Source organism: Kribbella albertanoniae (assembly GCF_004348455.1).
In the GTDB taxonomy this organism is placed as follows: Bacteria; Actinomycetota; Actinomycetes; order Propionibacteriales; family Kribbellaceae; genus Kribbella; species Kribbella albertanoniae.
Genome location: NZ_SMKA01000326.1, coordinates 1 through 9,885 on the forward strand (window position 1 = coordinate 1; position 9,885 = coordinate 9,885).

The following is a 9,885-nucleotide window of genomic DNA, read 5'->3' on the forward strand; positions in this document are numbered from 1 at the left end:
CCCTTCCCCCGCCCCCACTCCAAGGAGTGCAGATGCTTCGACGACTACTCGCGGCCACGGTCACCGTCGCCGCTGTCGGTTTCTCGGCCGTCCAAGCGGCCCCCACGCAGGCAGCTCCCGCTCAGACCCAGGCCGTCGTGCCGCAGGCTGCCGGTGCGGTGTTCCCGTCCGACATCGTCAAGCGGGACTTCCCCGATCCGGATGTGTTCGAGCAGGACGGCACCTGGTACGCCTACTCGACCAACAACGACCTGGGGCACGTCCCGGTGGCAACCGCAGCCAGTGCCGAGGGACCGTGGACGACCCGCGGTGACGCGATGCCCGCCGGCCCGTCGGCCGACTGGGCCAAGCCCGGCCGCACCTGGGCTCCGGATGTGCACCCGAACTCCGACGGCACCTACACGCTCACCTACACCGCCTGGCACAAGGTGTCCGGCCGGCAGTGCATCGGAGTGGCGACCGCCACCGCGCCGCGTGGCCCGTTCACCTCGGTCGGCACCGAACCGCTGATCTGCCCGCTCGACCTCGGCGGTGCCATCGACGCCAACACCTTCGTGGACTCCGACGGGACCCGCTACCTGGTCTGGAAGAACGACGGCAACGCAATCAGCAAGCCGTCGACCCTCTGGCTGACCAAGACGACCGACAACGGCAAGACGCTGGTCGGGGACCACGCTGCGCTGCTGAGTTCGAACGTGATCGCTGAGGCGCCCGACCTCGTCCAGCGCGGCAGCCGGTACCTGCTGTTCTTCTCGACGAACGGCTACAACGACTGCAACTACCAGACGACCTATGCGACGGCGACCAGCCTGACCGGCCCGTGGACTGTCCAGCAGCGGCCGCTACTGACGACCGACAGCTTCGACGGCAATGTCTGCGGCCCGGGTGGCGCTGACGTCGTCGGTGACAAGATCTTCCTGCACGGCTGGGCGAACGGCTCACGGCACCTGTACGTCGGAGATGTCGGCTGGGCGAACGACTGGCCGGTGGTCCGCGGCAGCCGGGTCCGGACCGAGGCCGAGAGCGGTCAGCTGAACCGCTGTGTGCTGCGGGAGAACTCCGCGGGCGCATCGGGCGGCAGGGCGGTCGGCTACATCGACTTCGCCGACTCCTGGGTCGAGAATCGAGTGTTTGCCCCGGTCGCCGGTGGCTACACGCTCCACGTCGGGTACGCGAACGGCTCGCAGGGCACTGCCAGCCACACCCTGTCGATCAACGGCACCAGCCAGGGCTCGGTCAGCTACCCGTTCACCGGCTGGAACCAGTGGCGACAGTCCTCGGTCCCCGTGACGCTGCGGGCCGGCTGGAACACCGTCCGGCTCGGCAAGGGCACGCTCTACACCGAGGTGGACTACCTCGAACTGCAGTAGCCGTCCAAGCAGCCGTCCAGCTGCCGGGTCAGGGACCTACCGGGTGCGACCCCGGCCCTGACCCGGGAACAGCCCGTCCGGTGCGTGGCGCGGTGGCACCGGACCAGACCTCTCCTCGTACGCTCGGTACTGCAGCACAGCAGACAGGCGGACGGGGAGTACAGGCACGAGATGGCGAAACCACCGGAACAGGTCTCCGGCGATCGGCGTGGACGCAGGCCGATCTGGCTGGACTGGCGGCGTACCGGCCGCGGCCTGCAGGCGATGCTGGTCGGCGGGATGCTGTCGCTGGTCTCCTTGATCATCACGTTCTGGACGCTGCCCCAGATCAGCAGCGACGGCCGGATGCCGATCCTGCGGCTTGTAGTGCTGCTGGCGGTCTTCAGCGTGCTGATCCGCTGGGTGCTGGCCGGCATCGCGGTTCTGATCGGCTCGGTCGGAGTACTGGTCGGTGGACTGCTGTCCCAGTTCGGAGTGGTGTACCTCGGCATCACCGTCGACCAGGGCGTGAACCTGCACGGTGGTCCCGAGGCGGTGCTGGTGGTGTCGATCGTGATGTCGTCGGTCAGCGCCTTCGTCGGCTGGATCGCGTACGCCGGCAGTGACGACGCGTACGTCGCCGAGGTGATGCGCGTGGTGCACCGCCGGGCCCGCAAGATCACCGCGGCGCCCAAGACCGGGATGCTGATCATCCAGGTCGACGGTCTGTCCGCACCGCTGCTCAACTGGATGGTGATGTCCGGCAACCTGCCGCATCTGGGTGGCTGGATCCGCGATGGCAAGCACTCGATGGTGGAGTGGCACACCGGCGTACCGGCGACGACTCCGGCCAGTCAGGCCGGCATCCTGCACGGCGGCTCCGGCCAGATCCCCGCGTTCCGGTGGTACGAGAAGGAGACCGGCCGGGTGATGGTGACGAACCGCGGCCGGGACGCTGCCGAGATCGAGGCCCGGATGTCGACCGGTCGCGGACTGCTCGCGGACGGTGGCGTCAGCATCAGCAACAACTGGTCCGGGGACGCCGAACACTGCGAGCTGGTCTTCAGCCGGGCCGCACTGCCGAACAGCCGCAGCCGTGGGTATGTCCGGTTCTTCTCCAGTCCCCAGGGCGCTGCCCGCGGACTGGTGCTGTGCATGGCCGAGATGGTGAAAGAGCTGTTCCAGGCCCGCAGGCAGGCTCGGCGCAATCTGGTGCCGCGGGTGAACCGTGGCGGCAGCTACATCTTCCTGCGGGCGATCAGCAATGTGCTACTGCGCGATCTGAACGTCTCGCTGATCACTGACGAGCTGGTGAAGGGCACTCCGGTCATCTACTGCGACTTCGTCGACTACGACGAGGTGGCGCACCACGCTGGTCCGACCCGGCCGGAGTCCCTGCAGACTCTGGAGGGTCTCGACAGAGTGCTCGGTGCGCTGCAGCGGATCATCGACATCCTGCCGCACTCGTACGAGATCGTGGTGCTCTCCGACCACGGCCAGAGCCAGGGCTCGACGTTCCTGCAGCGCTATGGGCGGACGCTGACCGAGGTGGTCGACGAGCTGGTCGACACGACCAGTGAGCCGGTCGCTGCGGTCGGGAAGTCCGAGGGCTGGGGACCGGTGAACGCGTTCCTGACCGAGCTGTCGCTGCGGCGAAGCGTGGCTGGTTCGGTGACCCGGAAGGCGCTGCACGCCAAGGCAACCCACGGCGAGATCGAGCTCGGGCCGAAGGACTGCGAGCCGCCGGTCGGTGCCGACGAGCAGATGCTGGTCACGGCCTCGGGCAACCTGGCCCTGATCTACCTGGCGACCACGCCGGGCCGGGTGCCGCTGGAGGAGCTCGAGCTGCTCCACCCCAAGCTGATTCCGGGACTGGCAACGCATCCGGGGATCGGGTTCGTTGTGGTCGACTCACTGGCCGAGGGTCCGGTCGCGATCGGCCGGGCCGGCGTGCGGGTGCTCAAGACTGGCCGGATCGAGGGCGAGGACCCGCTGGCGCGGTACGGGCCGTTCGCACCGCAGTCGATCCTGCGACAGGCAGAGCTGCCGCACAACGGTGACGTCGTGGTGGTCAGTCGCATCGACGACTACACGCGCGAGGTGGCTGCGTTCGAGGAACTGGTCGGCTGCCACGGCGGTATCGGCGGCTGGCAGACCGAGGCCGTGCTGGTGCACCCGACCCGGTGGGAGCTGAAGGAGCCTCCCGTAGGCTCCGATGCGGTCCACGCGCTGCTGATCAGCTGGCTCGAGAAGCTCGGGCAGCGCAAGGACGTCCAGGACCCGGTCGAGACGAAGGTAGAGGCCTGAAGCGTGCGGATCACCTGGTGGGGGCATGCGACCACCACCATCGAGGCGGACGGCACCCGGCTGCTGACCGACCCGGTACTGACCTCGCGCATCGCTCACCTCCGTCGCCGCCGAGGACCCGCACCGACCGCGGAGGCCGGTCAGTGCGACGCAGTGCTGGTTTCACACATGCACGCCGACCACCTGCACCTCACCTCGCTGCCACTGATCGCTCGGGACGCAGCACTCGTCGTACCGCGCGGTGCGGCCCGGCTGATCCACCATGACTACGGTGCGGCCTTCTCGGACCGCTGTATCGAGGTGGCGCCCGGTCATCAGATCAGGATCGGCTCACTCGACATCACCGTGATCACCGCGCACCACGACGGCCGGCGGCTGCCGTGGTCGTCGTACAACGGTCCAGCAGTGGGCTACCGCGTGGACAGCGCCCCGAGCGTCTGGTTCGCGGGGGACACCGACCTGTACGACGATCTGGCGGCCGAGGCGGGTCCGGTCGATGTGGCGCTGGTCCCGGTTGGCGGTTGGGGACCGTCGCTCGGTCCTGGGCACTTGAACCCGGTGCGGGCCGCTGAGGCAGTTCAGCGGGTTGGCGCGAGTGTGGCGATCCCAGTGCACTTCGGTACGTTCTGGCCGATCGGGTTCGACCGGGTGCGGCCTGAGATGTTTCTGGCACCGGGGGAGCAGTTCCGAGCCGCCATGGCTGAGCTGGATTCTGCTGTGCGGGTGAACGTGTTGGTACCAGGAGAGTCGACCGAGGTGGCCGGATGACAGGTGATGCGAACTTCGACCTCTGGTACCTGTTTGCCCTCGCCGGTGCCGTGCTGATCGGCGCCGTCCTGCCGGTGCTCCCGACCGGCGCTGCCGTCTCGGCGGGCGCCGTACTGGCGTCACACAGCAGTCCGATCGGACTGGTCGGAGTGCTCATCGCTGGTGCGGCAGGTGCGTACATCGGCGACCTCATCGTGTACGCCGGGTGCAGGTTCGGCGGTGAGAGGCTCGCGAAGCGGATCGGGTGGTTGCGCGACAACGAGAAACTCGACCAGCTTCGGGACCGCCTGTCCGAGCACGAGATCGGCGTACTGCTCACCTCGCGACTCATCCCTGGCGGGCGAGTGCCGGTGCTCCTGGCGGCCGGGCTGGCCGGCTACCGCTGGGAGCGGTTCGCCGTGGTCGACCTTGCAGCGTCCTCGCTGTGGGCTGCGGTCTACATGGCGATCGGCCTGCTCGGCTATGCGCTCTTCCCAGAGCCGTGGCAGGGCGTGGTGGCGGCGATCGCACTGGTGCTGCTGGTCACTGTGGTCAGCAGTCTGATCCAGAGGCGCCGCCAAAAACGGGCGCCGGCGTCAGATACCGAATGAGGTGCTCTTCAGCTCCTCGATGACTGCTGGGTCGCCTTCCAGTTGAACGTCGGCGACCTGCTGCCGTCCGAAGCAGAAGAGCAGCAGTTCGGCCGGCTCACCGATGACTATGACCGAGCGGCCGTTGGTGGGCTGCTTCGCGACCGTCGTACTGCCGTCCGGCCGCTGCAGCACGATGCCGGTCGACGCCTTGCGCGTCATCGTGCGCCCCGCCACCTTGAGGCCCTTCCACAGACCGGCCTGCTGCTCGGCCGGCAGCGTGCGCACAGTGAACGACGGCTGAGCGCGGCGGACGTCCTCGTGGTGCACCAGATACTCGGTGGTGTTCAGCTGGTGCCCGATCAGCGGCAGCCCGTAGATCGACGCACGCGGCGGGCCGTTGCGGACCTTGTTCACCACTCCGGTGAACCCGTACTTCGCCTTCGCCCGCTCCATCCGCTTCTCGGTGGTGTCGGCGAGCGCGGAGATCATGATCCCCGGACCGGCCATCGGGTCGGACTCCCGGACGTACAGGTGCACGGCCAGGTCGTAGGTCGTCCAGCCGCCACACAGCGTCGGCTGGTCGGGCCCCAGCTCGTCGAAGAGGTCACACAGAGCAAGTCGTTCCACCCGGCTGTAGTCAGTCACATTCCTGATCGTAGTTGTCGGTGGGGAATGGCAGAATGTCAATCGTTGTCATGATTGTGACTGCTGTTCGCACCTGACTGTCCTGGAGTGTCTCTTGCCCGTGCCGAAAGTCCCTGACAAAGGGAGCGCAACCCGGCGTGGGTTCGCGGTCCTGCGGGTCGCCATCTGGGAGGAGCCGTGGGTCTTCGCCTTCTCCGTGGCCGCCAGCATGCTGTACGGCGCGATGACGGTGGCCGACGGCTGGGCGCTGGGCTGGGCCACCGACCACGTGATCCGGCCGGCCCTCGAGCGTGGTGACACCACCTTCGGCGCACTGGCCGCGCTGGTCTCCCTGTTCCTCGGTATCGCGATCCTGCGCGCCATCGGCGTGGTCGGACGACGCGTCGGCGCCGGAATCATGCAGTTCCGGCTCCAGGCGACGTACCGGCGCCGGGTCACCCGGCAGTACCAGAAGCTCCCGCTGGAGTGGCACCACCGGCACCCGACGGGTCAGCTGCTGTCCAACGCGAACGCCGATGTCGAGTCGATCTGGTTCGTGATCGCACCGCTGCCGATGGCGATCGGTGTGCTCGCCATGCTGGCCTTCGCGACTGCAGCGATGTTCATGGCCGATGTCTGGCTCGCACTGGTCGGCTGTCTGGTCTTCCCGCTGGTCTTCGTGGCCAACGTGATCTTCCAGCGAGTCCTGCAGCCACTGGCCACGCGGGCGCAGCAGTTGCGGGCAGACGTCTCTGAGGTTGCGCACGAGTCGTTCGACGGCGCGCTGGTGGTCAAGACGCTCGGCCGCGAGGCTGCGGAGACCGAGCGCTTCCGGGCGCCGACGTACGCGCTGCGCGACGCGAACATCGCGGTGAACAAAGCCCGCGGCATGTTCGACCCCGTGATCGACGCACTGCCCCGCATCGGCGTGCTGATCGTGCTGCTGGTCGGTGTCGGCCGGGTGCGCTCGGGCGCGGCGGATGCGGGTGACGTGGTGCAGGTCGCGTTCCTGTTCACGCTGATCGGGTTCCCGATCCGGGCGCTGGGCTGGGTGCTCGGTGAGCTACCGCGATCCGTGGTCGGTTGGGACCGGGTGCAGCGCGTGCTGACCGCCGAGGGCGGCATGGAGTACGGCGAGGACCGGCTGACGTCGAAGACCGCGGCCCGGCTGGATGTGTCCGGACTGCGGTTCGGGTACCTGCCGGATCGCGACGTACTGCGTGGCATGGAGTTCACCGTCGAGCCCGGCCGGACGGTCGCGGTGGTGGGACCGACCGGCGCGGGGAAATCGACCATGACGACGCTGCTGACCAGACTGGTCGATCCCGAGGAGGGCTCGGTCAAGGTGGACGGCACGGACCTGCGCGGGCTGGCCCAGGGTGAGCTGGCGGACTCCGTGGCGCTGGTGGCGCAGACGGCGTTCCTGTTCGACGACAGCATCCGCGGAAACATCACCTTGGGCGGTGACTACACCGACGAGGACATCTGGGACGCACTGCGGATCGCCCAGGGCGACGGCTTCGTGAAGACACTCCCGCACGGGCTGGACACCAAGGTCGGCGAGCGCGGGACGACGCTGTCCGGTGGGCAGCGGCAGCGCATCGCACTGGCTCGTGCTCTGGTACGGCGGCCGCGCCTGCTGATCCTGGATGACGCGACCAGTGCTGTGGACCCACAGGTCGAGGCGCGGATCCTGGCCGGGCTGCGGTCCGTGGTGCAGGAGGACGCGACCGCCGCGACGACTGTGCTGGTGATCGCGTACCGGAAGGCGACCATCTCACTCGCCGACGAGGTGCTGTTCCTGGACGAGGGGCGCATCACGGCGCAGGGCACGCACACCGAGCTGCAGCAGACCTCAGCGGCGTACCGGGAGCTGGTGGACGCCTACGAGAAGGACGCCGAGCGCAGGCTGGAAGAAGCCGAGCTGGACTCAGAGCTTGATGATCTGGATGAGGTGAAGGCATGAGTGGGGCCGAAGCGACTCGGATGGACCTTGGCGATGACGCCGGTGGTCTGGAGACGCTGAAGCAGGGGCTGCGGATCTCACCCGAGCTCGTTCAGGGCTGGTGGGTCACTGCGCTGCTGGCGCTGACCATGACGGCCGGGCGCATCGTCATCCCGATCGCCGTCCAGCAGACCATCGACAAGGGGTTGTCCGGTCCCGGTGGGCCGGACATGTCGTTCGTGGCGTGGATGGTTGTCGTCTGCGTGGTCGGGGTGGCGGTGACGGCCGGAGCGTCGTACCTGACGACTGTGCGGCTCGCGGTCAACTCCGAGCGCGGACTGGCCACCATGCGGATCAAGGCGTTCCGGCACGTACACGACCTGCCGGTGCTGACGCAGAGCACCGAGCGGCGGGGCGCACTGGTCAGCCGAGTCACATCGGACGTGGACACGGTCTCTCAGTTCCTGCAGTTCGGTGGGTTCATCTTCCTGGTCAGCCTCGGGCAGATGCTGCTGGCGACTGTGGTGATGTTCATCTACTCGTGGCAGCTGGCTCTGGTGGTGCTGGTCTGCTTCATCCCGCTCTTCGCATCGCTACGGGCTTTGCAGAAGCGGATGTCGGCCGCGTACGGCGTGGTCCGGGCGAAGGTCGGCGAGATGCTGTCCGCGGTTGCCGAGCCGGTCGTCGGCGCGCAGGTGGTGCGCGCGTATGCGATCGAGCGGCGGACCCAGGCCCGGATCGACGCGACGGTCGACGACTACCGCCGTACGGCGACCAGCGCGCAGACGCTGACCGGGATCACCTTCTCGATCGGTGGTCTGGCAGCCGGCCTGGCCAACGCGGGTGTGCTGACGGCCGGTGTGCTGCTCGGGGTGGACGGTCAGGCGACGTTGGGTGAGATTCTCGCGTTCATGTTCCTGGTCGCTCTGTTCTCCGACCCGGTGCAGATCGCCACCCAGGTGCTGACCGATGCGCAGAGCGCGTTCGCCGGCTGGCGCCGAGTGCTCGGTGTCATCAACACTCCGGCCGATGTGGTCGACCCGGGCGAGGCAGGGGTGAAGCAGGCGCGTGGGCCGATCACGGTCGAGTTCGCGGACGTGGACTTCGCCTACCCCGAAGGCGAGCTGGTACTGCGTGATGTCGACGTCCGACTGGAGCCGCATCGGCGGGTCGCGGTCGTGGGGGAGACCGGATCCGGCAAGACGACGTTCGCGAAGCTGCTCACGCGGTTGATGGACCCGACCTCGGGTTCCGTGCTGCTCGACGGGGTGGACGCGCGGGAGATCTCGTTCGAGTCGCTGCGGGAGCGAGTCGTGATGGTGCCGCAGGACGGCTACCTGTTCGACGCGTCCCTGGCCGAGAACGTGCGCTTCGGCCGGCCCGAGGTGACGGACGCTGAGCTGCTGGCCGCGTTCGAGTCACTCGGCCTCACCGACTGGCTGGAGTCGCTACCGGACGGGCTGCAGTCGTCGGTCGGGCAGCGTGGTGAGTCCCTGTCCGCCGGTGAGCGCCAGCTGGTCGCACTGGTCCGCGCGAACATCGCCGACCCCGACCTGCTCGTCCTCGACGAGGCCACCTCTGCCGTCGACCCCGGTACCGAGGTGCGGGTCAATGCGGCGCTGGAGCGGCTGATGACCGGCCGCACGTCGGTCACCATCGCGCACCGCCTGTCCACCGCCGAGGCGGCCGACGAGGTGCTCGTGTTCGACAACGGCGAGGTCGTGGAGCGAGGTCCGCACGCAGAGCTCGTCACTGCAGGCGGCGTCTACGCACGCCTGCACGAGAGTTGGATAGCTCAGCGGAGTGCCCTCTAGGCAGCACTTTTTGCAGTGCTTTCTTACAGGGGCACTCCGGGGCGCGGCCGGTCCCTGGGAGGGTCGAACCAGCCGCGCCCGGATCAGGTACGCCGCGGCACCACAGTCAGGTTGGAGCCCCGTCGTACCGGGCCTCAGGGAGTCGGAGCAGCCCCGTTCTCCCGGCCGGCACCAGGCTGCGGTACCAGCAGGAACTCGACACCACCCTTGTCGTCCACGGCCGCGTCGAGGATCTTGTCATCCAGCGCGTTCGCCGCGTTCTGCTCCAGAAACACCCGGGCCCCGGCCTCTTCGACCACTTGGTCACCAGGTCGCGGTGCCTCCGTCGTCGTCACCGCCAGCGCCGGATCCGCCGGATTCTCCTGCGAGATCCGCACTCCGGCCCCGTCCGGCGCGCCCTCGACCCCCGTGATGCTCTTGATCACCAGGGTCGCGTTCTCAGTCAGGGTAAGCACAACAGCTCCAACCTCTAGACATCACTGAACCCGCCCCGTGCCCGCTCACCC

8 protein-coding genes are annotated in these 9,885 nt (G+C 68.2%); 6 read left to right on the forward strand and 2 right to left on the reverse strand.

The features are described from left to right. Positions 1-32 precede the first annotated feature (32 nt). The 4 genes from E1261_RS39770 (at position 33) to E1261_RS39785 (ending at position 5,014) form a co-directional block, all read left to right on the forward strand. Positions 33-1,370: a family 43 glycosylhydrolase gene (locus E1261_RS39770; RefSeq protein ID WP_132414926.1), complete on the forward strand. Its 1,338-nt coding sequence runs from the start codon at positions 33-35 to the stop codon at positions 1,368-1,370. A gap of 171 nt (positions 1,371-1,541) precedes the next feature. After that, positions 1,542-3,656, forward strand: a complete 2,115-nt coding sequence (locus E1261_RS39775) for an alkaline phosphatase family protein (protein ID WP_132414927.1) — start codon at positions 1,542-1,544, stop codon at positions 3,654-3,656. A 3-nt stretch (positions 3,657-3,659) separates the two neighbouring features. After that, positions 3,660-4,424, forward strand: a complete 765-nt coding sequence (locus E1261_RS39780) for an MBL fold metallo-hydrolase (protein ID WP_132414928.1) — start codon at positions 3,660-3,662, stop codon at positions 4,422-4,424. Then, the gene (locus tag E1261_RS39785; RefSeq protein ID WP_132414929.1) at positions 4,421-5,014 is read left to right on the forward strand and encodes a DedA family protein; all 594 of its coding nucleotides are present in this window, start codon (positions 4,421-4,423) and stop codon (positions 5,012-5,014) included. Before E1261_RS39780 ends, E1261_RS39785 begins: the two co-directional genes overlap by 4 nt. Here the strand turns inward: E1261_RS39785 and E1261_RS39790 are convergent. Beyond that, positions 5,000-5,641, reverse strand: a complete 642-nt coding sequence (locus E1261_RS39790; RefSeq protein WP_132414930.1) for a TIGR03085 family metal-binding protein — start codon at positions 5,639-5,641, stop codon at positions 5,000-5,002. The genes E1261_RS39785 and E1261_RS39790 overlap by 15 nt on opposite strands. Before the next feature lie 100 nt (positions 5,642-5,741). Here E1261_RS39790 and E1261_RS39795 point away from each other — a divergent pair, with 100 nt between their 5' ends. Both E1261_RS39795 and E1261_RS39800 read left to right on the forward strand, forming a co-directional pair. Then, complete coding sequence (locus E1261_RS39795; RefSeq protein ID WP_338033982.1) at positions 5,742-7,586, forward strand: ABC transporter ATP-binding protein; 1,845 nt, start codon at positions 5,742-5,744, stop codon at positions 7,584-7,586. Beyond that, positions 7,583-9,379, forward strand: a complete 1,797-nt coding sequence (locus E1261_RS39800) for an ABC transporter ATP-binding protein (protein ID WP_132414932.1) — start codon at positions 7,583-7,585, stop codon at positions 9,377-9,379. Before E1261_RS39795 ends, E1261_RS39800 begins: the two co-directional genes overlap by 4 nt. 134 nt (positions 9,380-9,513) lie before the next feature. Here the strand turns inward: E1261_RS39800 and E1261_RS39805 are convergent, their stop codons facing one another. After that, on the reverse strand, positions 9,514-9,834 hold the full coding sequence (locus tag E1261_RS39805) for a Fe-S cluster assembly protein HesB (RefSeq protein WP_132414933.1): 321 nt from the start codon (positions 9,832-9,834) through the stop codon (positions 9,514-9,516). Positions 9,835-9,885: the final 51 nt, after the last annotated feature.

Excerpts from the sequence above, each read along its gene's own strand:
- E1261_RS39770 (WP_132414926.1), top strand. The coding sequence starts at position 33 with ATGCTTCGACGACTACTCGCGGCCACGGTCACCGTCGCCGCTGTCGGT.
- E1261_RS39775 (WP_132414927.1), top strand. The coding sequence starts at position 1,542 with ATGGCGAAACCACCGGAACAGGTCTCCGGCGATCGGCGTGGACGCAGG.
- E1261_RS39785 (WP_132414929.1), top strand. The coding sequence starts at position 4,421 with ATGACAGGTGATGCGAACTTCGACCTCTGGTACCTGTTTGCCCTCGCC.
- E1261_RS39800 (WP_132414932.1), top strand. The coding sequence starts at position 7,583 with ATGAGTGGGGCCGAAGCGACTCGGATGGACCTTGGCGATGACGCCGGT.